Genomic DNA, 21,836 nt, shown 5'->3' with positions numbered 1-21,836 from the left:
CTTCACCATGACTGACACCACCGCCGAGCAGCTGCTGCGCCCCCACGCGGAGCAGATCTACCGCTCGGAGCTCGATGCCCTCGCCGAGCACGACACCCGCACCCGGCCTCCCCACTGGAAGCTCTCGCCCTGGGCGGTGGTCGATTTCCTCATGGGCACGACTCTTCCCGATGGCACCGAGATCACGCCCAAGTACATCGGCAACCGCCGGCTCATCGAGATCGCCACGGCGACGCTGGCCACCGACCGAGCCCTCCTGCTCCTCGGCGTGCCCGGAACCGCCAAGTCCTGGGTGTCGGAGAACCTCGCGGCGGCGATCAGCGGAGACTCCACCCTTCTGGTCCAGGGCACCGCAGGAACCACCGAGGATGCGGTGCGTTACGGCTGGAACTACGCCCGACTGATCTCCGAGGGCCCCTCGCGGGAGGCCCTCGTCGCCTCCCCCGTCATGTCGGCCATGGAGGCGGGCACCATCGCGCGCATCGAGGAGCTCACCCGCGTTCCCTCGGAGGTCCAGGACGGGTTGATCACCACACTTTCCGAGAAGACATTGCCCGTGCCCGAGCTCAATACCGAGATCCAGGCCCAGCGCGGTTTCAACGTCATTGCCACCGCCAACGACCGGGACCGTGGGGTCAACGAGTTGTCCTCGGCCCTTCGCCGCTGGTTCAACACGGTCGTTCTGCCTCTGCCGGATTCCCTCGATCAGGAGGTGGAGATCGTCACCAGCCGGCTCGCCTCCCTCGGGGCCGCCCTCGAGCTGCCGGAGATCAACGCCGCCGACGAGATCACCCGGGTGGTCACCGTGTTCCGGGAGCTGCGCGCCGGCAAGAGCCTCGACGGCGAGCACACCCTGAAGTCGCCCTCGGGCACGCTCTCCACCGCGGAGGCGATCAGCGTTCTCGCCGGCGGCCTGGCACTAAGCGCCCACTTCTCCGATGGCCGGCTCACCCCGGCCGACGTGGCCGCAGGCATCACCGGCGCGGTGGTGATGAGACCGGTCGAGGACAAGGCGGTGTGGGCGGAGTATCTCGAAACCACCGTCCGGGAACGCGATGGCTGGCAGGAGTTCTACCGCGCCTGCCGCGAGGTTCTCTAGGTGCCCGCCGAGATCCGGTGTCTGGGCATCCGGCACCACGGCCCAGGTTCGGCCCTGGCGACGGTCCGTGCCCTCGACGCCTTCGACCCCGACCTCATCCTGCTCGAGGCACCTGCGGATGCTGACCCGCTGGTGGGTTTCGTCGCCGAGGAAGATTTTCGCCCGCCCGTCGCCCTGATCTCCTACGTCCAGGACGATCCCGCGGTCGCCACGTTCTACCCTTTCGCGGAGTTCTCCCCCGAACTGCAGACCATGCGTTGGGCCACCTCGCGTGGTGTCACCGTCACGGCGATGGATCTGCCGTCGACGCTGCGCCTCGCGCAGTCGAGAGACGAGTCGAATCTCCCCGGGGAGCGCATCGACCCCATCGGAGCGCTGGCTTCCGCTGCCGGTTACTCGGATCCCGAAAGCTGGTGGGAGGACCTGGTCGAACATAGCCGCAGTGGAGATCCCTTCGATGCGATCTCCGACGCGATGACTGCGGTGCGTGCCGACGCAACCGTTGACCACGTCGATGCCGTCCGCGAGGCACATATGCGCAAGGTGCTGCGAGCGGCACTCAAGTCCGACGCAGAGCGCATCGCCGTCGTCTGTGGTGCCTGGCATGTTCCGGCACTCATGGCTCCGCTGCCCAAGGTCAGCGAGGACAACGCCCTGCTCAAGGGCCTGCCCAAGGTGAAGACCGCCATGACGTGGGTGCCCTGGTCCAACGCGCGCCTCGCCTCCGGCACAGGCTACCGCGCCGGTATCACCGCCCCCGGCTGGTACGCCCATCTCTTCGCCACCCCGGACAACACCATCGCGTCCTGGTTCACCCGCGTGGCGCAGGAACTGCGCAAACATGGATTCCCCGCCTCCTCCGCGCAGGTCATTGACGCCACCCGGCTGACAGGCGCTCTCGCAGCCCTGCGCTCACGTCCCGCGCCAGGGATCTGGGAGGTCCGAGACGCCGCCGACACGAGCCTCTTCGAGTTCTCCGATGCTCGGAGGAAACTTATCGACGACGCCCTCTACCTTGGTGCCGAGCTCGGCTCAGTCCCCGCTGACGTGCCGACTCTCCCCCTCGAGAAGGACGTCCTCGCCACCGCAAAAAGCCTCCGTCTGAAGGTCGAGGGCACGCCGAAGGAGGTTACGCTCGATCTCCGCTCCGACAATGACCGCCAGAAGTCCGCCCTCTTTCACCGACTCCGCATCCTCGGGATTGCCTGGGCCGTCCCCCGTGCGGAGTCGGGCGCGGGATCTTTCAAAGAGGGGTGGACCCTGGCCTGGGAGCCGGACTTCGCCGTGAATCTCGCCGTCGCCAGCCTGTGGGGAACCACCGTCGCCTCCGCTGCCCACGCTCGTCTTCTCAGCGGGTTGGACTCTCTGGCCACCGTCACCGCGGCGTTGAACTCTGCGGTTCAGGCTGACCTTTCCGGGGCTCTGGACGATCTCCTCGCCGAGCTTGATCGGTTCGCGGCGCTGCAGCATGACGTATCCGCCCTGCTCGAGGCCGTACCCGCCATCATCGGTGCCGCACGCTACGGCACCGTTCGCGGCACCGACACCGCGATCTTCACCGGCATCGCCTCCGGGATGCTCACCCGCATCCGCACCGGCCTTCTTCCTGCAGTCCTCGGCCTGGGTTCAGAGCCCGCCCACGAGATCGGCGACCTCATTGACAGGGTCAATGACAGCATCTCCCTCACCCCGCACGAGGTGGACGCCTGGCGAACGGCCCTGGCCCGCATTGCTTCTCGACGGGACGTGGACGCCCGGCTACGCGGGCACCTCACCCGCCTACTCACCGACGCCGGGCACATCGATGACGAACAGTCACGCAGGGAGATCTCCGCAAACCTGTCCGCCGGCGTCGGGCCGATCGACCAGGCAGCGTGGATCGAGGGTTATCTCGGTGGCGGCGCGCTCATTCTGCTCAACGACCGCGACCTGCTCAGTGTCCTCAACACCTGGCTGATGTCGCTTTCCGACGATCACTTCGTCGAGATACTGCCCTTTGTCCGCCGGAGCTTCGGCGGATTCACCGACACCGAGCGGGAAGACGTCCACCGGCAGGTTCGTCACCTTGCTGAGGCTGGCGGGCAGGGAGAGGACCCGGCGGACTCCCTGCAGCTCGACGGCCCGGTTCTGCCTGCGCTGCAGACCATCCGGGCAATCTACCTTGCCACCCAGAAGGAGAGCTCAAGATGAGCGAGACGTCGAAACGCGACAGGCGTTGGGCGCTGGTCCTCGGCACCGAGGGCCGCGAATTGACCGCGGAAGAGAAGGGCATGAGCGACGCCCTCGGCAAGCTCTACGACCACGGGCGAGGCCAGCGAAAGCTCGGCGGCGGGAACGGGGCACCACGGGTGTCGACCTGGCTCAGCGATATTCGCACCTTCTTCCCTGCCTCCGTGGTCGAAGTGGTGCAGGCCGATGCCCTCAACAAGCTCGGCCTGCGGGCCATGCTCAACGAGCCGGGCATCCTGGACAACCTGGAACCCGACCTGGAACTGGTGACCACACTGGCGGAGATGTCCTCGCTGATCCCGGAGGATCTCAAGGCCAAGGCCAGACAGGTGGTGCAGACGGTCGTCGACGACATCGAAAAACGCATCCGCCAGTCCACAGAGGCCTCCGTCCGCGGCGCCCTCGACCGGGCCGCGCGGACCCGGCGCCCCCGGCACGTGTCCGACATCGATTTCGACCGCACCATCCGCGCCAACCTGGGTAACTACTCCCCAGAGCTCGGCACGGTGATCCCCGAGAAATTGGTGGGCTACCGGCGTCGAAACACGGGGATCGAAAAGGAGGTGGTCCTCGCCATCGACCAGTCGGGATCGATGGCGGAATCGATCATCTACTCCTCGGTTTTCGCCGCGGTGCTGGGCAGCATCCGGAGCCTGAAGACGTCACTCGTCGCCTTCGACACCGAGATCGCCGACCTCACAGACCGGCTCGCGGACCCCGTCGACGTCATCTTCGGCACCCAGCTGGGAGGAGGAACCGACATCAACCGGGCGGTCGCCTACTGCTCCGGGTTGATCACCTCGCCCACGGATTCCGTGTTCATCCTCATCAGCGACCTGTACGAGAACGGTGTCCGCAGCGAACTTCTCAGCCGGATGCACGAGCTGAAGGAACGGGGAGTTATCGCCATTGTCTTGCTCGCGCTCTCCGATTCCGGCGCACCCGCCTACGACAAGGACCTCGCCGCCGAGCTACGGGCCATGGATATACCCGCCTTCGCCTGCACGCCGGATCTCTTCCCGGAGCTCTTCGCTGCCGCCGTCGCCGGGGACGACCTGGCTGCCTTCGTGGATCACAGCCGGGAGGAGGACTAACACCGAAAATCGTCCAGACGTCTGGACTAGTCCCGGTAGACCTCGTCGCCCTTGTTCAGCCAGGCGTAGACGCCGCCGATGAGCAGGCCGCCGCCGATGACATTGCCGATCCACACCATCACCCAGTTGAGCGCGATCGCGCCGATGCTCCAGCTCTCCAGATAGACACCGCCATTGAACAGGCCGGCGAATCCGGTGATGGACATCAGCGAGAAGTTGGCGATGACGTGCTCGAGGCCGAGGCCGACAAAGATCGCGATGATGGGCACGATGACGAAGAACTTGGACACGAAGTCCTTGGCGAACAGCGCACCAACAATCGCCATGTTGACCACGAAGTTAGCGGCAATGCCCTCGATTAGCGCATCCCACCAGCTCTTGTTGAGCTTGCCCTCGGTCAGTGTCGCCGCCAGGTGAGTGGTGTCAAAACCGTGGAACTTGGCGGAGACGCCGATGATTGCGGCGATGAGCAGCGCGCCAACGAGGTTGAAGACGGTGGTGACAAACATGAACCACAGCGCCTTGCCCCAGCCGATCTGACCGGTCGCGGCGCCGTAGCTGCCGAACATCATGTTTCCCGTGGCCAGCTCGGAATTGAGAATGACAATGGAGAACAGGCCCAGGCCGAACAGGAACGCAAAGACGAGCGCCCCCAGGCCGTGCCCGGGTGCCGTTTTCTCCACGGCCTGGCCCGCGACGACGGCGAAAGCGGTGCCCAGCGTGAGATAGACACCGGCGAGAATGGACCGCACGGCAAACCTCGGGAGATCCTTCTCCATGAGGAAGAGCTTTTTGTTCACCGCGCCGTGGGCGATGTCATTGAGGGCCATGGGGCAGTCCTGCTTTCAAAGTGAAGATCGGGGCCGGGATTGAATTCCGAGGTCAAAAATACCCTGGCATTTCACCACAGGTGAATGTGATTGGCTAACTGGACAGCTTCTACTTCTGAATAGCTTCCGAATCGGCCTCAGGCCCGCTGCCCTCGGCGCTTTCCCCGCCTGCCTCAGGAGCGCCCGCGGGCACGTCCCAGCTGTCGTCGAACTCATCGATCGTCCATTCCTGCGCGCGGGCCACGGGCGCAGCCGAGGACACCACCCGCACCTCCCCGGGGAGCAGCTTGCGGTAGCGGGAGTCCGCCCAGACCCCCTCCCGGTCGATGTCGTCATCAACGTCGAGCTCCCCGATGCCGTAGTCGGTCACGTCATCCCGCAGGTCGTCCGCCGGCACGGACGCGTCACGCGCGACCTGGACCAGCTCCGCGTAGTCGTCCTGAGAGAACTCCTCCTCGGGGTCGAGCTTGCGGGAGACGAGCTCCTCCACCCGTGCGCGCCGGCGGGACTCCTCGTTGATCCTTCCGCGCCAGCGCAGGAGCCAGGTCGCCACCAGCACGAGGATGAGCAGCACGCCGAGCCAGCCCAGCACCGGGAAGACGTTGTTCACCAGGACCGCAAAGTCGAAGAACGACAGGGCAAATCCGGCGAGGGTGATCACCGTGAAGGTGATCCGGTATTTTTTGTTCGACGCGGGCTGCCCGTCGTCCGGGGCGAGGCGTTTGCCACTGGCGTAGAAGACACCGAGGGTGGTGGTGAAGATCGTGAGGTAGATGACCACCGCCGAGAAGGTGCCGAAGACCGGGTTGATCTCGTTGACCAGGGCGAGTGTCGGCAGATCGGCGGAGGCGACGTCCTCGACGCGGAACAGCAGACCTTACGGCCCAGCGCACAGGCCCGCAAAGCGAAGCGCCCGCATAACCCAGCCTCCGCACGCCCCCAGGAAGGTTACGGTGGGGCTCATGACGTTCTCCCTTCCAGACATCGGTTTCGGCACCTACAGCCTTGTGGGCTCGGACGGGGCAGAGTCCATCGCCTCCGCCATCGGAGCCGGCTACCGCCTCATCGACACTGCCTACAACTACGAAAACGAGGGCACGGTCGGCGAGGGTGTCCGCCGGGCCGTCGACAACGGCGTCGCCCGCGACTCCCTCATCATCACCAGCAAGTTGCCCGGCAGGTACCAGAAAAGCGGCCTGGCCCGCGAACGCATCGAGGAGAGCATCTTCCGCCTCGGTGTCGACTACATCGACCTGCTGCTCATTCACTGGCCCAACCCGCAGCAGGGCCATTACGTCGAGGCGTGGCAGCAGCTCATCGAGGCGCGTAACGACGGCCTCGTCCACCACATCGGTGTCTCCAACTTCCTTCCCGAGCACATCGAACGCCTCGAGACCGAGACCGGGGAACTTCCGGAGGTCAACCAGATCGAGCTGCACCCCTACTTCCCGCAGGTGGAACAGGTGGGCTATCACCGGGAGAAGGGGATCCTCACCGAGGCGTGGAGCCCCCTGGGCCGGGGCAAGGACATCCTCGAGGACCCGGTGATCACGAAGATCGCCGAGTCCCACGGCATCGGCGCCGGCGAGGTCGTCCTCTCCTGGCATCACGCGCGGGGCGTGACCCCCATCCCCCGCTCCGCCAACCCGCAGCGCCAGCGCAGCAATCTCGCCGCCGTCGGGCTAGAGCTTTCCGAGGATGAGATCCAGGCCATCACCGGGCTCGGTCGAGCGGACGGTCGGATCAACGACCAGGACCCCGCCACCTACGAGGAGTTCTAGGCCGGAAAACGCCAAAGGGCGCCCTCCCCGCTGTGGGGAAGGCGCCCTTTGAGTGGCAGTGCGCCACGCAGGTCAGACTGAAGCGGAGAGCTTAGTTGCTCTGCTCAGCCTGCTTGAACGGGAAGCCGAGCTCACGCAGGAGCGAGCGGCCCTCGTCGTTGTTCGTGGCGGTGGTGACCACGGTGATGTCCATACCGCGCGGACGGTCGATCTTGTCCACGTCGATCTCGTAGAACATCGTCTGCTCGGTGAGGCCGAAGGTGTAGTTGCCGTGGCCGTCGAACTGCTGGTCCGACAGGCCGCGGAAGTCGCGGATACGCGGCAGGGCCACGGTCAGCAGGCGGTCCAGGAACTCCCACATGCGGTCGCCACGGAGGGTGACCTTGGCGCCGATGGGCATGCCCTCGCGGAGCTTGAAGTTCGCGATGGAGGTCTTGGCGCGGCGGAGCTGCGGCTTCTGACCGGTGATCAGCGTGAGGTCCTCGATGGCACCGTTGATGATCTTGGAGTCACGGGCGGCGTCGCCGACACCCATGTTGACGACAACCTTGACCACGCCGGGGATCTGCATGACGTTGTCGTAATTGAACTCTTCGTTCAGGGAGGTGCGGATTTCCTCGCGGTAGCGCGTCTTCAGGCGCGGGGTGTAGTTCTCAGCCATGATTAGATGTCCTTCCCGTTGCGCTTGGAGACACGGACTTTCTTGCCGTTCTCATCGAAGCGGTAGCCAACGCGGGTGGCGTTGCCGTCCGCGTCCACGACCATCACGTTGGACACGTGGATCGGGGCTTCCTGGGTGACGATTCCGCCGGAAGAGGCGCCACGCTCACGAGCGGAGTCGGCGACGTGCTTCTTGATGCGGTTGACACCCTCGACGAGGACCTTGTCACGCGTCGGGTAGGCCTCGATGACCTTGCCCTGGGCTCCCTTGTCCGGGCCAGAGATGACGACGACAGTGTCGCCCTTATGGATCTTCATAAGTTAAATCACCTCCGGTGCGAGAGAAACGATCTTCATGAACTTCTTGTCGCGGAGCTCACGGGCAACGGGGCCGAAGATGCGCGTACCGCGCGGCTCGTTGTCGTTCTTGATGAGCACGGCTGCGTTCTCGTCGAAACGGATGTAGGAGCCGTCTGCACGACGGGTCTCCTTCTTCGTACGGACGATGACAGCCTTGACGACCTCACCGGACTTGACGTTGCCGCCCGGGGTCGCTTCCTTGACGGTGGCGACAATGGTGTCGCCGATACCGGCGAAGCGTCGAACAGATCCACCGAGAACGCGGATGCACAGGATTTCCCTGGCACCGGTGTTATCGGCGATCTTGAGACGCGATTCCTGCTGAATCACTGTGGGTCTCCTGACCTGGATTGATGCGAGCCAAATTTCCGTCCTGGACACGCGTGGTCTTTGTCTTTATTTGCCTGATGCTTATCGACGTCTCACCTCAAGGTGATCCGAAGGGTCTCGGGCGGTCGGCTCGGAAAACGCACCGAACGCACCCGACCAGCACAGGCAACCTGGATATTGAACCACAAGGGGCTGGTGGAGGCCAAATTCCTGGGTTAGTGTTTTTGGATGGGAACCTATAGCAGGCCGCTGTTCATCACCGCCGTGCTCGTGAACGTCCTCATGACGGTGGGGTTCTTTACCGGGGCCTTCCGTTTTGTCCCCCTCCCCGACCCCTGGATTGCCGTCGGCATCGTCGGCGTGGTCGTCTCGGTGGCCCAGCTCGCAGGTGCGGTAAGGGCCGGTAACACGGCAGCCGGATGGCTCGCCGGCATCGGCGCCGTCATCTCAGGCATCGGCTGGGGTAGCTGGCTGGTCGTCGGTCTCACCGCCGATCCGGGGGACCCTGTCATCAACGTTACGGGCCTGCTCATCGTCCCGGGCGCGCTGTTCAGCCTGATCGCGCTGGTGGTGCTGCTCGTCGGTACCCGGATGGACAGGTTCACCTCCACCGGCAGGACCTACGCCGGAGCTTTTGCCTCCGTCGCCGTACTGCTGCTGCTCGCCAAGGCTGCGGTCCGTCTTTACTCCATCCGAGCAATGGATCAGTTTGGCCCCCAGATCTACAGCGAAGAGGTCACCACCCCGGATCCCTTCGCCGTCCTCATGTGGGCGGGCCTTGGCCTGACTGTCATCGCTGTCGCCGTCGGGATCATCCAGATCATCACCGCGATACGCAGCGGAGCGCCAGAGCAGGCACGGATGACTTCCGGGATCGCGGGTGTCCTCGTCATTGTGGGCTCGTTGCTGCTGGCCATGTTCCTGTGGCCGCTCAGCGTTGTCCTCAGCGTGGCAGCCGTGGTGGTCGAGCGCCGCGCGGGAAAGACGCAGTGAGTGCCGCCCGTACGGATCTGACACAATGGCACCGTGAATCCTGTCACCGTACCCAGCGTCACCCGGCTGCGAGACGCCGTCGCCGACGCCCGCTTCGACTCCCACGCCGAGGCCCAGAACGAAGCCCGAGACATTGTCGCCCAGCTGGATGACTACATCCTCCCGCGGTTGAGCAACGTCGATGCTCCCCTGCTCGCGGTCGTGGGCGGGTCGACGGGCTCGGGCAAGTCGACCCTGGTCAACGCCATCGTCGGCCGCGAGGTCACCGTGCCCGGAGTCATCCGCCCCACCACGCGGCGGCCCGTATTGGTGACCCACCCGGATGACGAGGCCTGGTTCCGTTCCGACAACGTGCTCGCCGGGCTGACCAGCGACATCCAGGTCACCGCCACCGATGCCGTGCACCCGGGCCTCGCGCTGGTCGACGCCCCGGACTTCGACTCCATCGAGGAGCGCAACCGCGAGGTGGCCTCGCAGCTGCTGGCCGCCGCCGACCTGTGGGTCTTTGCCACCACCCCGACCCGCTACGCCGACCAGCTGGTGTGGAACTTCCTCCACGACGCCGCCGGCCGTGACCTCGAGGTAGTGGTGATCCTCAACCGCATGGACACCGACGCCGCCGCCTCGGTTCCTGACGATCTCCGCCGGATGATGGCCGAGGCCGGGCTCACCGATGCGACCCTGTTCACCGTCGCCGACGCCGGGCATATCGACGGCCGCCTCGCCACCGATGCCGTCTCCGACATCCGCGGCTACCTGGAGCACCTCGCCGTGGACGCGGCCTCCCGCCGGGAGGTCGCGGCACGCACGGTGGCGGGCGCCGTCGGCAAGCTGACGTCCCGTGTGGAGGCCCTGGCCGCCGAGCGCGACCGCCTGGAGGAGCTAGAATCCCAGCTCAGCGCCGGCCTGGACGCCATCTACGACGACGCCGCGCGCCATGTCATCGACGCCACGAGCGACGGCAAGCTGCTGCGCCACGAGGTGCTGCAGCGCTGGCAGGACATCGTGGGCACCTCGGACTTCTCCAAGACGATCGAATGTTGGTACGCCCAGGCCACGAGCCGGATCGGCAGTTTCCTCACCGGAAAGCCCGCCCCGATGCGCGAGGTGGAGGTGGAGATCGAGGACGGCCTGCACGCCGTGCTCATCGACTCCGCCGAGTCCGCCGCCGCCCGCTCCTGGTCCTACCTCGGCGGCAGTGCTCCCCTGCTGCGCGCCGCAGCCGACCCAACGCTCGCACAGGCCGCCCCAGGGGTGTCCGAGCGTGCGTCCCAGGTCGTGCGCGAGTGGCAGGCCCAGCTGGTGGAGACCATCCAGAACACCGCGGGCGACAAACGCAAACAGGCCCGGATCATCTCGCTCGGCCTCAACGTCGTCACCGTCGCGCTCATGCTCGTCGTCTTCGCCTCCACGGCCGGTCTCACCGGTGGTGAGCTCGCCATCGCCGGCGGCTCTGCCGTGCTCGCCCAGCGCCTGCTGGAGACCGTCTTCGGCGAGGAGAACGTGCGCCGCATGGCCGCACAGGCCCGGGAGGACCTCGCCGCCCGCACCGAGGCATTCCTGGAGTCCGAAAGGACACGTTTCGACGCCGTCACCGAACCCCTCGTCGCAGGCACCCGGGCCGCCGAGCTGCGCGACGCCGTGGAGTCGATCTGATGTCGCGCGCAGACACGTCGCTGTCCAAGCGGCTCAGCGCCCTGGGCCGGGCCGCTGACCTCGGGGAGCAGTACCTCTCCGAGGCGGAGATCGCACCGCTGCGCCGGGTCCTCGCGGACGCCTCCGAGCGCCGCCGCCTCTCCGCGGAACACACCGTGGTGGGATTCTTCGGTGCCACCGGCTCGGGCAAGACGTCCCTGTTCAACGCCGTCGTCGGCGAGGACCTCGGCGCCAGCTCCCCGCGCCGGCCTACCACCTCGTCCCCGTTGGCCGCGATCTGGAACGAGGCGGGCTCGGAGGAGCTGCTCGACTGGCTGCAGGTCGCCGATCGGCGCGTGCGCCCCGGCGAGTTCACCCGCAAGTCGGGGCCGCTCATTCTTCTCGATCTCCCCGACTTCGACTCCGTCGAGGCCTCCAACCGGGAGATCGCCACGCGGCTGGCCGGGCAGGTCGACGTGCTGGTCTGGGTCACTGATCCGGAGAAGTACGCCGACGCCGTCATTCATGAGCAGTTCATCCGCCCGCACGCCGGGCACGCCGCCGTGACCCTCGGTGTGCTCAACAAGTCCGACCGGCTCTCCGAGACGGAGCAGCGCACGGTCGCGGGCAACTTCGCAGACCTACTGCGCGCAGACGGTCTGTCCAACATCAAGGTCGTCCCCACCTCGGCGCGTACCGGAGCGGGCATCCCGGAGCTCCGCGACGCCATCGCCAGCGTCGCCGCCAAGAACAACGCGCAGCAGCGCCGGATCAGCGCCGACCTCGACGCCCTGGCAAGAAACTGGGCCGCGGCCCCTTCCCCGGAGTTGCCGCGCTCGGCGAAGAAGCAGCTCGATGCGCACCTGGCGGACGCCGCCGGTGCCCAGTCCCTCGCCGGCGCCACCGCAGCCGCCTACCGCAAGAGACTGCAGCAGCGCACCGGCTGGTTGCTGACCTCGTGGGTACTGCGCATGCGCACCGATCCCCTGCGCCGGCTCGGGCTCACCGAGAAGCGCGACGAGCTCGGCGTGCACCGCTCCTCCCTGCCCGAACTCGAGGCATCCGGTAAGGCCAAGGCCAACCGCGGCGTGCGTGATTACGCCCGGACTGCCGCAGAAGGCCTCCCTCCGGCCTGGTCCAACGAGATCGGCCTGCGCACGGAGGGCATCGTCGATACGCTCCCGGACGATCTCGACCGTGCGGCGGGCAGGACCCGCCTACCAGCCGAGCCCTCGCGGGCGTGGTCGCTGATGACCGTGGTCCAGTGGCTCGCACTGCTCACCGCCCTGGTCGGGGTGGCGTGGTTCCTGCTGGCGGCGTTCCTGCCCGGCGCCCTGACCCCGTTCCTGGACGACATCATCCCGGACATCGAGGGCTGGCCGCTGCCGACTCTGCTCATCATCGGCGGCCTGCTCCTGGGGCTGGTCCTCGGACTGGCCACGGCGGTCTTCGGCTCCGTTATCGGCTCGGGCGTGCGCCGACGCACCCGTCGGGCGCTGCAGCGGGAGATCGCGCAGATGTCGGCCGAGCGGGTCGAGCAACCACTCATCGACGTGCGCCGCGACTACCGCTCCTTCGCCGAGGCCATGCGCGGGGTAGCGGGCTAGGAGCAAAGAAAACACCCCGCCCACCATGTCTGGTGTGCGGGGGTGTTTAGCGTCGATACGCGATTAACTACTTCGCGCGCTCGACGATGTCGAGGAGACGGTGGTACTTGTCCTTGGAAAGCGGACGGGTCTCTTCGATGCGGACGCGGTCGCCGATGCCGGCGGTGCCGTTCTCGTCGTGTGCCTTGACCTTCTTGTTGCGGCGCATGATCTTGCCGTACAGCGCGTGCTGCTTGCGGTCCTCAACCTCGACGACGATGGTCTTGTCCATCTTGTCGGAGATGACGACGCCGGTGCGGATCTTGCGTGCGCCCTGCTCCTTGACGGTGCTTTCGTTCACGTTAGCCTCGCTCATTACTGATCAGCTCCCGGAACTGCGGACAGACCGAGCTCGCGCTCACGCAGAATCGTGAGGATGCGGGCGATGTCGCGCTTGACGGTGCCGATGCGGCGGTTGTTGGTCAGCTGTCCCGTGGCCAGCTGGAAGCGAAGGTTGAACAGCTCCTCCTTGGCATCTGCCAGGCGGGTGGTCAGCTCTTCGCTGCCGAGCTCGCGGAACTCAGCTGCGGGGGTACCGGTTGCCATTAGAACTGGTCCTCCTTCTTGACGATACGGACCTTGCACGGAAGCTTCTGGCCGGCGCGGCGCAGGGCTTCGAGTGCAGTGGCTTCGTTGGGGTAGGACATCTCGAAGAGGATGCGGCCGGGCTTGACGTTGGCCACCCACTTCTCGACCGGGCCCTTACCCGAACCCATACGCACGCCGAGCGGCTTCTGGGTCAGGGGACGGTCCGGGAAGATGTTGATCCAGACCTTGCCACCACGCTTGACGTGGCGGTTGATGGCAATACGTGCCGACTCGATCTGACGGTTGGTGATGTACGCGGGCTCGAGAGCCTGAAGGCCGTAATCACCGTAGGTGACGCGGTTGCCACCCTTGGAGATGCCGCTACGCTTCGGGCGGTGCTGGCGCCGGTACTTGACGCGCTTCGGGATAAGCATGTGTCTTAACCCTCCTGGTTCTGCTCAGTGCGCGGGCGACGCTGGCCACCAGCGGCACGGCGCGGACGCTTGTCGCGGTCGCCTCCGCGGCCGCCACGGCCACCTCGCTCGGACGGTGCGTTGAGGTCAGACTCGCGGACGCCGCCGACGACGTCGCCCTTGTAGATCCAGACCTTGATGCCGATACGACCAAAGGTCGTGGCGGCCTCAGCGGTGCCGTAGTCGATCTCCGCACGCAGGGTGTGCAGCGGGACGCGACCTTCGTGGTAACGCTCAACGCGGGACATGTCGGCGCCACCGAGGCGACCGGACGTGACGATCTTGATGCCCTTGACCTGCGGCTGGCGCATGGAGGACTGGATCGCCTTACGCATCGCGCGGCGGAAGGCCACGCGGTTGACGAGCTGCTCGGCGACGGACTGCGCCACGAGAGCGGCGTTGGCGTCGATGCTCTTGACCTCAAGGATGTTGAGGGCGACCATCTTGCCGGTCAGCTTCTCCAGGCCACGACGGATGCGATCAGCCTCGGCGCCGCGGCGACCGATGACGATGCCCGGACGGGCGGTGTGGATGTCGACACGAACGCGGTCGCGGGTGCGCTCGATGACCACGTCGGCGATGCCGGCGCGCTCGAGACCCTTGGACAGGTACTCGCGGATCTTGATGTCCTCAGCGACGTACTCCGCGTAGTTCTTGTCGGCGAACCAGTGGGTCTTCCAGTCGGCGGTGATGCCCAGTCGGAGACCGTGGGGATGGATTTTCTGGCCCATTACTTGGCCCCTTCCTTGGCTTCGACAACCACGGTGATGTGGCTCGTGCGCTTGCGGATCTGGAATGCACGACCCTGAGCACGGGGCTGGAAACGCTTCATCGTCGGGCCCTCGTTGGCGTATGCCTCGGAGATGACCAGCGTGCGGGGATCCAGGCCGTAGTTGTTCTCTGCGTTGGCCGCTGCGGAAGCGACGACCTTGGCGACCGGCTTGGCCGCACCCTGGGGTGCGTACTTGAGGATCGCGAGAGCCTCCGCGACGGTCTTGCCGCGGACGATGTCGATGACGCGGCGTGCCTTCATCGGGGTGACGCGGACGAAACGAGCCGTCGCGCTTGCGGAGGTGATGGTGTCACTCATCGCTTATCGACGTCCCTTCTGGTCCTTGATGTGACCCTTGAAGGTCTTGGTGGGTGCGAACTCGCCCAGCTTGTGACCGACCATGGCCTCATCGACGAACACCGGGACATGCTTACGACCGTCATGGACGGCGAAGGTGTGACCGATGAAATCGGGGAGAATGGTGGACCGGCGGGACCAAGTCTTGATGACCTGCTTGGTGTTGGCCTCGTTCTGAGCATCTACCTTGTTGAGGAGGTGCTCGTCAACGAACGGGCCCTTTTTCAGGCTGCGTGGCATAGTGTTACCTCCTCTTAGCGCTTCTTGTTCGGGCGACGACGGCGCACGACCATGTTGTTGGAGTAGCGGTTCGGGTTGCGGGTGCGGCCTTCCTTCTTGCCCCACGGCGAGACCGGGTGACGACCACCGGAGGTCTTGCCCTCGCCACCACCGTGCGGGTGGTCGACCGGGTTCATGACGACACCACGGACAGACGGGCGCCAGCCCTTCCAGCGCATACGGCCGGCCTTGCCCCAGCGGATGTTGATCTGGTCGGCGTTGCCGACCTCACCCACGGTGGCGCGGCAACGGATGTCCACGCGGCGGATCTCGGTGGAGGGCATACGCAGGACTGCGTAGGCGCCTTCCTTACCGAGGAGCTGGATGGACGAACCTGCGGAGCGGGCGAGCTTGGCGCCAGCGCCAGGCTTGAGCTCCACGTTGTGGATCGTCGTACCGGTCGGGATGTTGCGCAGCGGCAGGTTGTTACCCACCTTGATGTCGGCGTTGGGGCCGGACTCGACGACGGTGCCCTGGGTCAGGCCCTTCGGAGCTACGATGTAACGCTTTTCGCCGTCGTAGTAGTGAAGGAGCGCGATGTTGGCGGTGCGGTTGGGGTCGTACTCGATGTGAGCGACCTTGGCCAGCACTCCGTCTTTGTCGTTGCGCTTGAAATCGATGACGCGGTAACGACGCTTGTGTCCACCGCCGCGGTGACGGACGGTGATGTGACCGTGAACGTTACGGCCGCCGGACTTCGGCAGGGGACGCAGCAGGCTCTTCTCCGGAGTGGAGCGGGTGATCTCCGAGAATTCGGAGACAGAGCTGTTGCGGCGACCCGGAGTTGTCGGCTTGTACTTACGAATAGCCATAGTATTTCCTTACCTTTCGACGTCTTTGGTCGACCCTAAACGGCCGAGCCGCCGAAGATGTCGATGGAATCGCTGCCCTCGCGGAGCGTCACGTAGGCGCGCTTGGTGTCTTTCCGCTTGCCGTAACCGGTGCGGGTGCGCTTGCGCTTGCCCTCGCGGTTGGCGGTGTTCACGGAAGACACCTTGACGCCGAAGATCTGCTCGATGGCAATCTTGATCTGGGTCTTGTTGGAGTCCGGGGAGACGAAGAACGTGTACACGTTCTGCTCCATCAGCCCGTAGGACTTCTCAGAGACAACCGGCGCGATGATGATGTCGCGCGGGTTAGCGGTCTGTGCCATTAGTTCTCCTCCTGGGCTTCCGTGTCAGCCGAGCCGGTGACGCGGTTGACGAAGGTGTGCAGCGCGCCGACCGAGAACACGACGTCGTCGGAGTTGAGAACGTCATAGGCGTTCAGCTGCGACGAATCGATGACGTGAACGCCGGGCAGGTTGTTGGCGCTGCGGCGTGCGTTGACATCTGCGCGGTCGATGACCAGGAGCACGGACTTGCGCTCGGTCAGACGCTGGATGAAGGTGCGTGCGGACTTGGTGGAGGGCTGCTGGCCCGGCACCAGTTCGTCGATGACGTGGATACGCTCACCGGCTGCACGGTTGGTCAGTGCGCCGTAGAGGGCGGCACGGATCATCTTCTTGGGGGTCCGCTGGGAGTAGTCGCGCGGCTTGGGGCCGTGGACAACGCCGCCACCGGTGTAGTGCGGTGCGCGGATGGAGCCCTGGCGTGCGCGGCCGGTGCCCTTCTGACGAAACGGCTTGCGTCCACCACCGCGGACTTCGCCGCGGGTCTTGGTGGAGTGCGTGCCCTGACGGGCAGAGGCGAGCTGTGCGTTGACGACCTGGTGCATCAGAGCAACAGATGCCTCGCGCTCGAAGATTTCGCCCGGCAGTTCAACGGAACCGTTGGTCTTGCCGTCGGCGGTCTGGACGTCGAGTTTCAGACTCATGCGTGTGCACCGCCCTTCACTGCGGTCTTGACCGTGACGACTCCACCGTTGGCGCCGGGGACGGCACCCTTGATGAGCAGGATGTTGGAGTCGGCGTCGATCTTCTCGATCTTCAGGTTCTGCGTGGTCACGCGGTCGTGGCCCATGCGGCCAGCCATGCGCTGACCCTTGAACACACGACCCGGGGTCGAGGCGTTACCGATGGAACCGACGCGACGGTGCGACGCCTGGTTACCGTGGGAGGCGCCCTGGCCCTTGAAGCCGTGACGCTTCATGCCGCCGGCGAAGCCGTGGCCCTTGGTGATGCCGGTGACGTCGACGAAGGTCTCACCCTCGAAGATGTCAGCCTTGATCTCCTGGCCGAGCTCGTAGCCCGAGACGTCGTCCATACGGATTTCAGCCACGTGACGACGCGGCGTGGTGCCGGCCTTCTCGAAGTGGCCGGCGCGGGGCTTGTTGGCCTTGCGGGGATCAATTTCCCCGAAGGCGATCTGGATGGCGTTGTAGCCATCGATGTCTGTGGTGCGAATCTGGGTAACTACGCACGGCCCGGCTTCGACGACGGTGACCGGGACAACCCGGTTGTTCTCGTCGAAGACCTGGGTCATGCCGAGCTTGGTGCCCAGAATGCCCTTGATCTCGTTTTCACTCATGTCTTTTGTTCTCCGGTACGAAGCTTTACTGGATGTTCACGTCGACGCTGGCCGGAAGATCGATGCGCATCAGCGCGTCGACCGTCTTCGGCGTCGGATCGAGGATGTCAATGAGACGCTTATGCGTGCGCATCTCGAAGTGCTCGCGAGAATCCTTGTACTTGTGGGGAGAACGAATAACGGCGTACACGTTCTTCTCAGTGGGCAACGGCACCGGGCCGACAACACGCGCACCCGTACGGGTGACAGTTTCGACGATCTTCTTTGCAGAAGCGTCGATCGCTTCGTGGTCGTAGGCCTTGAGCCTGATGCGGATCTTTTGTCCCGCCACGCTAATCCTCTTCCTCGCTTCCCCACATCCACGAAGGGAGTGGTGGGGATCGCTTCTCGATGTTCTCTATAACGTTGTCCGGAGCTCGGGGCTGTTCGGCACAACGCCAGTGTCGTTGTCTTCTTTGTCCATGACTTCCCCAGGAGATGGCTCACGGCAAACAACCGTGCGCACAGTGCTTCCAGGACGGGGTACAAGACCCGAACGTCGTGGCGGAAGGGACCAGTAAATGGTGCGTGGCCCTACGTATACTGCCGCTGTTGATTTGCCATGCCCCTTCTCCGGCCTCCGCGCTCGGGCTGCCACTCTGATCCTGAACGAGTGACCTTCCCCGATAGCGGAGTCCTTCTGTGGTCGGTGGTCGAATCTGATTCGAAGCCGTCCACGCGAAGTTGTCATGTTCGCCTCACCATGGTCGCGTCCGTCCGGCCAAAGCCGGACCCCGCGCCGTGTTAAGGCAACCCGAGTATTTAATCACCTGCTCCCCTGCCTTGGCAAATTTCTTTCCCTCCCCACCAGCGCCGTCGCCCCGCCGCGGACGGGCTGCCCCGCGGTTATGCTGGTGTGTCACTAGCCCGCCGCACCATAGTTCCTGCCAAGGAAGAGGAGTCACCCGTGAGTGAGACCATCATCGACCCCGCCGTCTCGGCGTCGACCGCCGCCACCTCCGCCAGTACCGGCGGTTCCGGCGTTGGCATCGGCCGCACCGTGATCGAGAACGTCGTCGTGGGCAAGATCGCCGGCATCGCCGCCCGTGAGGTGTCCGGCGTCTACGCCCTCGGTGGCGGCGCGGCCCGTGTGATGGGTTCGATCCGGGACACCTTCGGCGGTTCCACCGTTCAGCAGGGCATCACGGTCGAGGTGGGCGAGCGTCAGGCCGCGGTGGATCTCTCGGTGGTCGCCGAGTACGGCGTGGCCATCCACGAGCTCGCCGAGGCCATCCGGCGCAACATCATCCGGGCCATCGAGGCGATGACCGGCCTGGAGGTCACCGAGGTCAACATCACGGTCTCCGACGTTCACCTCCCCATCGACGATCAGTCTCCCCGCGTGGAAGCCGCCGAAGGGGCCGTCGTGGACGCCTCGGAGCTGCAGACTCCCCGGGTGCAGTAATGCAGGACCCGGTCCCACTCTCCGTTGCGGACGCGGTGGCTGCGGCCGTCGTTTCCCTCCCCGGCGTATCGACGCTCCATGCCGGCCAGTACGGAGAGCTCGCGCTGCTCTATCCCGGTCGGCGGATCCCGGGCCTGCGCCTGGCCGACGGCCACCTCGAGGTTCACGTGGTGCTCGACCTCCATATCCTGGGCACCGACACCCCGCTCACTACCCTGGCCGAATCCATCCGCTCGGCCGCCCAGCCCCACTCGCCGTTCCCCGTCGACGTCATCTTCGCCGACGCGCTCAGTTCCCACCCCTTCCCCACCGACGAACCGAGGACCCACCCATGAAGAACTTCACTCTCATCGGCACTGCGCTGGGCCTGGCCTTCGCCTTCGCGGTCATCCTCGGCGGCCTCAGCGGTTTCCTCTGGGCCCTGTTCTTCTCCGTCCTCGGGGGCGTGCTCGGGGCGCAGCTTGACGGACGCATCGACCTCCGGGCCCTGAAAGACAACTTCTCCTCCGTCCGCGTCGGGCGAGGGGGCCGCGGGTGACCGGCAGCACCACCTTTTCCGAGCGGGCACTCACCCGACTCGCCGTGGCCGCGGCCTCGGAGGTTCCGGGGGTCGAGGTCGTATCCAGCTCGTGGGCCGGCCTGGGCGCGCGCAGTTACCCGCGCGCCGAGGTCACTCTCGACCGGCTCCAGCAGCGGGCCCAGTTCACCTGCGCGCTGGCGGTCTCCTGGCCGGCGGCCGTCACCGACATCGCCGCCCGGGTCCAGCACAACATCCGCACCTGGGTGCCCGCCATGACCGGGCTCGAGGTGGTCAAGGTCGACGTCTCCGTGGAACAGACACTCGCCGGTGCCCACCGGGTGTCCGCGGCCGAGGTCGCGGCCTCCACGGAGGCTCCGGAACTCGCCGCCGTGTCCGCCCCGGGCGGGATTCGGGTGCGCAGGCCGTCGATACGCGAGCCGCGACCGCTGCGGCCGATCCGGACCACGCCGCTGTTCGCGGAGGTGCGCCGTGTCCGCTAGCGCCCCCGCCCCCGCCGATTCGCCCCGCGCCCGCTGGCTCGCCGTTCTCGTCGGCGTCGCCCTCCTCGCCGCATCGGGGGTGGCCGTGCGTGAGTTTGTCGTCTGGTACTGGAAACCGGCGGGCTGGAACTCCTGGCTGGCCCCGCTTCCCGACCTCATCTCCCACGCCTCCCCCCAGGCCACGGCCATCGCCGGCATCGGCGCGGTGGCCCTCGGCCTGATCCTCATGGTGTCCGCGCTGCGGCCACGCAATCGCCGTTACGTGCGTATCGACGGCCCCGCAGCCGACATCTGGCTCCGACCCGTTGACCTCGCCCGCTTCTCCACCGCCTCGGCCAAGACGCTCCCCGGGGTGGTCACCGCCTCGACGCTGGCGAGGAAGGACCGGGTCATCGTCGACGTGGCCGGCCGGGAGTTGTCCCACGACGCCGTGTTCACCCACATCGAGTCCGCGGTCCACCGCGCGTTCGGTCCCGACATGCTCGTCAATGTCTCGCTCCGCGAGGCCACCGAGGAGGACGAACTATGAGCCACCTCCTCTCCGCCCTCGACCGGATCATCGTCTTTGTCACCGGGCTGGCGCTGCTCGCGGCCGGCGGCTGGGCACTCTCCTGGCTGTTTGAGGTAGAACAGGTCCGCGATCTTGCGCGCTACTACGACCCGCACATCTACCGCGACTTCCTCGCCTCGCAGTGGTACCCCGTCGCGCTCGTCGGTGCGGCCGCCGCGGCGCTGGTGTGCGGTCTGGGGCTGGCGAGCGCAAACCTCCGGCGGCGTCGCTTCGACCGTCTGCTCGCCGCGGAAACACCCGCCGTCGGGGGGATTTCGGTCTCCACCACCCGAATGGCCAGGGCCGTGGGCGAGACCCTCACCAGTGTGCCCGGGGTGGAGTCCGCCCCGAGTGTCGCGACGATCGACCGCGGACGCAAGGTCCTCCAGTGGGTCATCACCGCCCAGCCGGACGTGGACGTGCCCACGCTGACCTCCGCGATCGACGAGGCCAGGGACGACATCGAAATGGCCCTCCCCAGGGTTGACGTACACACCCGCTTCCTCGTGCACCTGCGCCCGGTCGACGGGGCCTAGGCGTCTAGCGGGAACAACTCCTCTACGACCCCGAGTTCCCGTCGCCGGCCACCGCGCTCGGTGACCGCCATTGCCTCACCCACCCGACAGGTGACAAGGCGTTCGAACCGGATCTTCTGCGTATCGACGGCCCGCAACCCCACCGTCTGGATCTCCAGGCTGTGTCCCACGACGATCAGATCCGGCCGCTCACCTCCGTCGCGGGAGACACTCGCGCCGTACAGCCGGTCGCCCAGGTCGCGGCGCTCCACGCCGCTGAGGTCGATGCTCTCCGGCCGCGGGTGCACGGTGATCTCACGAGTCACTCCGAGGCGGTGATCGATTCCCGAGGCGTCGCGCAGCACGAGCGGTGACCCCGCCACCAGCCGGACGATTTCGCCGCCGCACCAGGTGGTGGTCCTGATCTGGTCGCTCTGCGCGCGCACGGTGACCCGCCCTCCCACCGGGTCCAGGGTCACGATCCGGCGCGGCGATTCCGTCACCACCACGGCAAACGAATCACTCAGGTCCCCCGGGCGCACGGAAACGGGATGCCGGGCGGCTTCCTCCCGCAGCAGGCGCAAAAGGTCCTCGTCGCTGGTGGCCCACCCGAGGCCGCGATTCTCCAGCGATCCCCAGAGTTCGGCGAGTGCCCGGTCCGGCTGTGCCTCCCACGCTGTGTGCAGCGCGGCGATGATCTCGGGGATACGGGTGGGATCTTTCATGACGGCTGCCCAGTATAACGAGCAGCCCGAAACACAAAACTGCCCGCC

30 protein-coding genes are annotated in these 21,836 nt (G+C 66.0%); 13 read left to right on the top strand and 17 right to left on the bottom strand.

The annotated features are described in order from the left end of the window. Window positions 1–7: 7 nt before the first annotated feature. The 3 genes from CDOO_RS02805 to CDOO_RS02795 are packed head-to-tail and all read left to right on the top strand — an operon-like array spanning window position 8 to window position 4,422. Window positions 8–1,099, top strand: coding sequence for an ATP-binding protein (locus tag CDOO_RS02805; RefSeq protein ID WP_026159268.1), 1,092 nt, complete (start codon window positions 8–10; stop codon window positions 1,097–1,099). Next, on the top strand, window positions 1,100–3,289 hold the full coding sequence (locus CDOO_RS02800; protein ID WP_018021274.1) for a DUF5682 family protein: 2,190 nt from the start codon (window positions 1,100–1,102) through the stop codon (window positions 3,287–3,289). After that, window positions 3,286–4,422 (top strand): VWA domain-containing protein, encoded by a 1,137-nt coding sequence (locus tag CDOO_RS02795; protein ID WP_018021275.1) that lies wholly within the window; start codon window positions 3,286–3,288, stop codon window positions 4,420–4,422. The genes CDOO_RS02800 and CDOO_RS02795 overlap by 4 nt, the downstream gene beginning before the upstream one ends. Window positions 4,423–4,448: 26 nt before the next feature. Here CDOO_RS02795 and CDOO_RS02790 read toward each other — a convergent pair whose 3' ends face one another. Beyond that, the gene (locus tag CDOO_RS02790) at window positions 4,449–5,252 is read right to left on the bottom strand and encodes a formate/nitrite transporter family protein (protein WP_018021276.1); all 804 of its coding nucleotides are present in this window, start codon (window positions 5,250–5,252) and stop codon (window positions 4,449–4,451) included. 109 nt (window positions 5,253–5,361) lie between these two features. After that, window positions 5,362–6,033, bottom strand: a complete 672-nt coding sequence (locus tag CDOO_RS02785; protein WP_018021277.1) for a hypothetical protein — start codon at window positions 6,031–6,033, stop codon at window positions 5,362–5,364. Between the two features lie 181 nt (window positions 6,034–6,214). On the opposite strand from CDOO_RS02785, the gene CDOO_RS02780 reads away from it, so the two are divergent. Then, window positions 6,215–7,033: an aldo/keto reductase gene (locus CDOO_RS02780; RefSeq protein WP_018021278.1), complete on the top strand. Its 819-nt coding sequence runs from the start codon at window positions 6,215–6,217 to the stop codon at window positions 7,031–7,033. 91 nt (window positions 7,034–7,124) lie between these two features. Here CDOO_RS02780 and rplE read toward each other — a convergent pair whose 3' ends face one another. From rplE to rplN, 3 genes are read right to left on the bottom strand one after another with little or no spacing between them, the layout of a single operon-like run. After that, on the bottom strand, window positions 7,125–7,694 hold the full coding sequence (rplE, locus tag CDOO_RS02775; protein ID WP_018021279.1) for a 50S ribosomal protein L5: 570 nt from the start codon (window positions 7,692–7,694) through the stop codon (window positions 7,125–7,127). A 2-nt stretch (window positions 7,695–7,696) separates the two neighbouring features. Continuing rightward, window positions 7,697–8,011: a 50S ribosomal protein L24 gene (gene rplX / locus CDOO_RS02770; protein WP_018021280.1), complete on the bottom strand. Its 315-nt coding sequence runs from the start codon at window positions 8,009–8,011 to the stop codon at window positions 7,697–7,699. A 3-nt stretch (window positions 8,012–8,014) separates the two neighbouring features. Then, on the bottom strand, window positions 8,015–8,383 hold the full coding sequence (gene rplN / locus CDOO_RS02765; protein WP_018021281.1) for a 50S ribosomal protein L14: 369 nt from the start codon (window positions 8,381–8,383) through the stop codon (window positions 8,015–8,017). A gap of 228 nt (window positions 8,384–8,611) precedes the next feature. On the opposite strand from rplN, the gene CDOO_RS02760 reads away from it, so the two are divergent. The 3 genes from CDOO_RS02760 to CDOO_RS02750 are packed head-to-tail and all read left to right on the top strand — an operon-like array spanning window position 8,612 to window position 12,618. Beyond that, on the top strand, window positions 8,612–9,376 hold the full coding sequence (locus CDOO_RS02760) for a hypothetical protein (protein ID WP_018021282.1): 765 nt from the start codon (window positions 8,612–8,614) through the stop codon (window positions 9,374–9,376). Between the two features lie 33 nt (window positions 9,377–9,409). Further along, the gene (locus tag CDOO_RS02755) at window positions 9,410–11,032 is read left to right on the top strand and encodes a GTPase domain-containing protein (RefSeq protein ID WP_018021283.1); all 1,623 of its coding nucleotides are present in this window, start codon (window positions 9,410–9,412) and stop codon (window positions 11,030–11,032) included. Continuing rightward, window positions 11,032–12,618, top strand: coding sequence for a GTPase family protein (locus tag CDOO_RS02750; RefSeq protein WP_018021284.1), 1,587 nt, complete (start codon window positions 11,032–11,034; stop codon window positions 12,616–12,618). Before CDOO_RS02755 ends, CDOO_RS02750 begins: the two co-directional genes overlap by 1 nt. Before the next feature lie 67 nt (window positions 12,619–12,685). Here CDOO_RS02750 and rpsQ read toward each other — a convergent pair whose 3' ends face one another. Genes rpsQ through rpsJ form a run of 11 tightly spaced genes read right to left on the bottom strand, consistent with a single transcriptional unit; the run spans window position 12,686 to window position 17,865 of the window. Continuing rightward, window positions 12,686–12,973: a 30S ribosomal protein S17 gene (gene rpsQ, locus CDOO_RS02745; RefSeq protein ID WP_018021285.1), complete on the bottom strand. Its 288-nt coding sequence runs from the start codon at window positions 12,971–12,973 to the stop codon at window positions 12,686–12,688. After that, a complete protein-coding gene (gene rpmC, locus CDOO_RS02740; RefSeq protein WP_018021286.1) occupies window positions 12,973–13,203 on the bottom strand; it encodes a 50S ribosomal protein L29 in 231 nt (76 codons plus the stop codon). The genes rpsQ and rpmC overlap by 1 nt, the downstream gene beginning before the upstream one ends. Next, window positions 13,203–13,619 carry a 50S ribosomal protein L16 gene (gene rplP, locus CDOO_RS02735; RefSeq protein WP_018021287.1) on the bottom strand — a complete coding sequence of 139 codons (417 nt, stop codon included), beginning with the start codon at window positions 13,617–13,619 and terminating at the stop codon, window positions 13,203–13,205. Before rplP ends, rpmC begins: the two co-directional genes overlap by 1 nt. A 5-nt stretch (window positions 13,620–13,624) precedes the next feature. Then, window positions 13,625–14,389 (bottom strand): 30S ribosomal protein S3, encoded by a 765-nt coding sequence (gene rpsC, locus CDOO_RS02730; protein WP_018021288.1) that lies wholly within the window; start codon window positions 14,387–14,389, stop codon window positions 13,625–13,627. After that, entirely contained in the window at window positions 14,389–14,748 is a 360-nt protein-coding gene (gene rplV / locus CDOO_RS02725) for a 50S ribosomal protein L22 (protein WP_018021289.1), read from the bottom strand. The genes rpsC and rplV overlap by 1 nt, the downstream gene beginning before the upstream one ends. Before the next feature lie 3 nt (window positions 14,749–14,751). Then, window positions 14,752–15,027: a 30S ribosomal protein S19 gene (gene rpsS / locus CDOO_RS02720; protein ID WP_018021290.1), complete on the bottom strand. Its 276-nt coding sequence runs from the start codon at window positions 15,025–15,027 to the stop codon at window positions 14,752–14,754. A 14-nt stretch (window positions 15,028–15,041) separates the two neighbouring features. After that, window positions 15,042–15,878: a 50S ribosomal protein L2 gene (gene rplB / locus CDOO_RS02715; protein WP_018021291.1), complete on the bottom strand. Its 837-nt coding sequence runs from the start codon at window positions 15,876–15,878 to the stop codon at window positions 15,042–15,044. 35 nt (window positions 15,879–15,913) lie between these two features. Next, entirely contained in the window at window positions 15,914–16,219 is a 306-nt protein-coding gene (rplW, locus tag CDOO_RS02710; RefSeq protein ID WP_018021292.1) for a 50S ribosomal protein L23, read from the bottom strand. Continuing rightward, on the bottom strand, window positions 16,219–16,881 hold the full coding sequence (gene rplD / locus CDOO_RS02705) for a 50S ribosomal protein L4 (RefSeq protein WP_018021293.1): 663 nt from the start codon (window positions 16,879–16,881) through the stop codon (window positions 16,219–16,221). The genes rplW and rplD overlap by 1 nt, the downstream gene beginning before the upstream one ends. Then, complete coding sequence (gene rplC, locus CDOO_RS02700) at window positions 16,878–17,534, bottom strand: 50S ribosomal protein L3 (protein WP_018021294.1); 657 nt, start codon at window positions 17,532–17,534, stop codon at window positions 16,878–16,880. Before rplC ends, rplD begins: the two co-directional genes overlap by 4 nt. A 25-nt stretch (window positions 17,535–17,559) precedes the next feature. Beyond that, a complete protein-coding gene (rpsJ, locus tag CDOO_RS02695; RefSeq protein WP_003848085.1) occupies window positions 17,560–17,865 on the bottom strand; it encodes a 30S ribosomal protein S10 in 306 nt (101 codons plus the stop codon). Between the two features lie 696 nt (window positions 17,866–18,561). Here rpsJ and CDOO_RS02690 point away from each other — a divergent pair. Genes CDOO_RS02690 through CDOO_RS02665 form a run of 6 tightly spaced genes read left to right on the top strand, consistent with a single transcriptional unit; the run spans window position 18,562 to window position 21,084 of the window. Beyond that, the gene (locus CDOO_RS02690) at window positions 18,562–18,978 is read left to right on the top strand and encodes an Asp23/Gls24 family envelope stress response protein (RefSeq protein ID WP_425389147.1); all 417 of its coding nucleotides are present in this window, start codon (window positions 18,562–18,564) and stop codon (window positions 18,976–18,978) included. After that, entirely contained in the window at window positions 18,978–19,313 is a 336-nt protein-coding gene (locus CDOO_RS02685; protein WP_018021296.1) for a hypothetical protein, read from the top strand. Before CDOO_RS02690 ends, CDOO_RS02685 begins: the two co-directional genes overlap by 1 nt. Beyond that, complete coding sequence (locus CDOO_RS02680; protein WP_018021297.1) at window positions 19,310–19,516, top strand: hypothetical protein; 207 nt, start codon at window positions 19,310–19,312, stop codon at window positions 19,514–19,516. The genes CDOO_RS02685 and CDOO_RS02680 overlap by 4 nt, the downstream gene beginning before the upstream one ends. Continuing rightward, window positions 19,513–19,998: an Asp23/Gls24 family envelope stress response protein gene (locus CDOO_RS02675; RefSeq protein ID WP_018021298.1), complete on the top strand. Its 486-nt coding sequence runs from the start codon at window positions 19,513–19,515 to the stop codon at window positions 19,996–19,998. Before CDOO_RS02680 ends, CDOO_RS02675 begins: the two co-directional genes overlap by 4 nt. Further along, on the top strand, window positions 19,988–20,527 hold the full coding sequence (locus CDOO_RS02670; RefSeq protein WP_018021299.1) for an Asp23/Gls24 family envelope stress response protein: 540 nt from the start codon (window positions 19,988–19,990) through the stop codon (window positions 20,525–20,527). Before CDOO_RS02675 ends, CDOO_RS02670 begins: the two co-directional genes overlap by 11 nt. Continuing rightward, complete coding sequence (locus CDOO_RS02665; RefSeq protein ID WP_018021300.1) at window positions 20,524–21,084, top strand: hypothetical protein; 561 nt, start codon at window positions 20,524–20,526, stop codon at window positions 21,082–21,084. The genes CDOO_RS02670 and CDOO_RS02665 overlap by 4 nt, the downstream gene beginning before the upstream one ends. Here the strand turns inward: CDOO_RS02665 and CDOO_RS02660 are convergent. Then, window positions 21,081–21,788: a hypothetical protein gene (locus CDOO_RS02660; RefSeq protein WP_018021301.1), complete on the bottom strand. Its 708-nt coding sequence runs from the start codon at window positions 21,786–21,788 to the stop codon at window positions 21,081–21,083. The genes CDOO_RS02665 and CDOO_RS02660 overlap by 4 nt on opposite strands. Window positions 21,789–21,836: the final 48 nt, after the last annotated feature.

The organism is Corynebacterium doosanense CAU 212 = DSM 45436 (assembly GCF_000767055.1).
Classification (GTDB): domain Bacteria; phylum Actinomycetota; class Actinomycetes; order Mycobacteriales; family Mycobacteriaceae; genus Corynebacterium; species Corynebacterium doosanense.
Note: the sequence above shows the minus strand (reverse complement) of the source record. Positions and strands in the feature narration are given on the sequence as shown.

What these genes read in the sequence shown, in the direction of transcription:
- rplB (WP_018021291.1), bottom strand. Translation starts at nt 15,878, where the DNA reads ATGGCTATTCGTAAGTACAAGCCGACAACTCCGGGTCGCCGCAACAGC.
- CDOO_RS02780 (WP_018021278.1), top strand. Translation starts at nt 6,215, where the DNA reads ATGACGTTCTCCCTTCCAGACATCGGTTTCGGCACCTACAGCCTTGTG.
- CDOO_RS02680 (WP_018021297.1), top strand. Translation starts at nt 19,310, where the DNA reads ATGAAGAACTTCACTCTCATCGGCACTGCGCTGGGCCTGGCCTTCGCC.
- rpsQ (WP_018021285.1), bottom strand. Translation starts at nt 12,973, where the DNA reads ATGAGCGAGGCTAACGTGAACGAAAGCACCGTCAAGGAGCAGGGCGCA.
- CDOO_RS02665 (WP_018021300.1), top strand. Translation starts at nt 20,524, where the DNA reads ATGAGCCACCTCCTCTCCGCCCTCGACCGGATCATCGTCTTTGTCACC.
- rplC (WP_018021294.1), bottom strand. Translation starts at nt 17,534, where the DNA reads ATGAGTGAAAACGAGATCAAGGGCATTCTGGGCACCAAGCTCGGCATG.
- CDOO_RS02805 (WP_026159268.1), top strand. Translation starts at nt 8, where the DNA reads ATGACTGACACCACCGCCGAGCAGCTGCTGCGCCCCCACGCGGAGCAG.
- rplW (WP_018021292.1), bottom strand. Translation starts at nt 16,219, where the DNA reads ATGGCACAGACCGCTAACCCGCGCGACATCATCATCGCGCCGGTTGTC.
- rplV (WP_018021289.1), bottom strand. Translation starts at nt 14,748, where the DNA reads ATGAGTGACACCATCACCTCCGCAAGCGCGACGGCTCGTTTCGTCCGC.
- CDOO_RS02660 (WP_018021301.1), bottom strand. Translation starts at nt 21,788, where the DNA reads ATGAAAGATCCCACCCGTATCCCCGAGATCATCGCCGCGCTGCACACA.
- rplD (WP_018021293.1), bottom strand. Translation starts at nt 16,881, where the DNA reads ATGAGTCTGAAACTCGACGTCCAGACCGCCGACGGCAAGACCAACGGT.
- CDOO_RS02750 (WP_018021284.1), top strand. Translation starts at nt 11,032, where the DNA reads ATGTCGCGCGCAGACACGTCGCTGTCCAAGCGGCTCAGCGCCCTGGGC.
- rpsC (WP_018021288.1), bottom strand. Translation starts at nt 14,389, where the DNA reads ATGGGCCAGAAAATCCATCCCCACGGTCTCCGACTGGGCATCACCGCC.
- CDOO_RS02760 (WP_018021282.1), top strand. Translation starts at nt 8,612, where the DNA reads ATGGGAACCTATAGCAGGCCGCTGTTCATCACCGCCGTGCTCGTGAAC.
- rpmC (WP_018021286.1), bottom strand. Translation starts at nt 13,203, where the DNA reads ATGGCAACCGGTACCCCCGCAGCTGAGTTCCGCGAGCTCGGCAGCGAA.
- rplX (WP_018021280.1), bottom strand. Translation starts at nt 8,011, where the DNA reads ATGAAGATCCATAAGGGCGACACTGTCGTCGTCATCTCTGGCCCGGAC.
- CDOO_RS02795 (WP_018021275.1), top strand. Translation starts at nt 3,286, where the DNA reads ATGAGCGAGACGTCGAAACGCGACAGGCGTTGGGCGCTGGTCCTCGGC.
- CDOO_RS02685 (WP_018021296.1), top strand. Translation starts at nt 18,978, where the DNA reads ATGCAGGACCCGGTCCCACTCTCCGTTGCGGACGCGGTGGCTGCGGCC.
- CDOO_RS02790 (WP_018021276.1), bottom strand. Translation starts at nt 5,252, where the DNA reads ATGGCCCTCAATGACATCGCCCACGGCGCGGTGAACAAAAAGCTCTTC.
- rplE (WP_018021279.1), bottom strand. Translation starts at nt 7,694, where the DNA reads ATGGCTGAGAACTACACCCCGCGCCTGAAGACGCGCTACCGCGAGGAA.
- rpsS (WP_018021290.1), bottom strand. Translation starts at nt 15,027, where the DNA reads ATGCCACGCAGCCTGAAAAAGGGCCCGTTCGTTGACGAGCACCTCCTC.
- rplP (WP_018021287.1), bottom strand. Translation starts at nt 13,619, where the DNA reads ATGCTTATCCCGAAGCGCGTCAAGTACCGGCGCCAGCACCGCCCGAAG.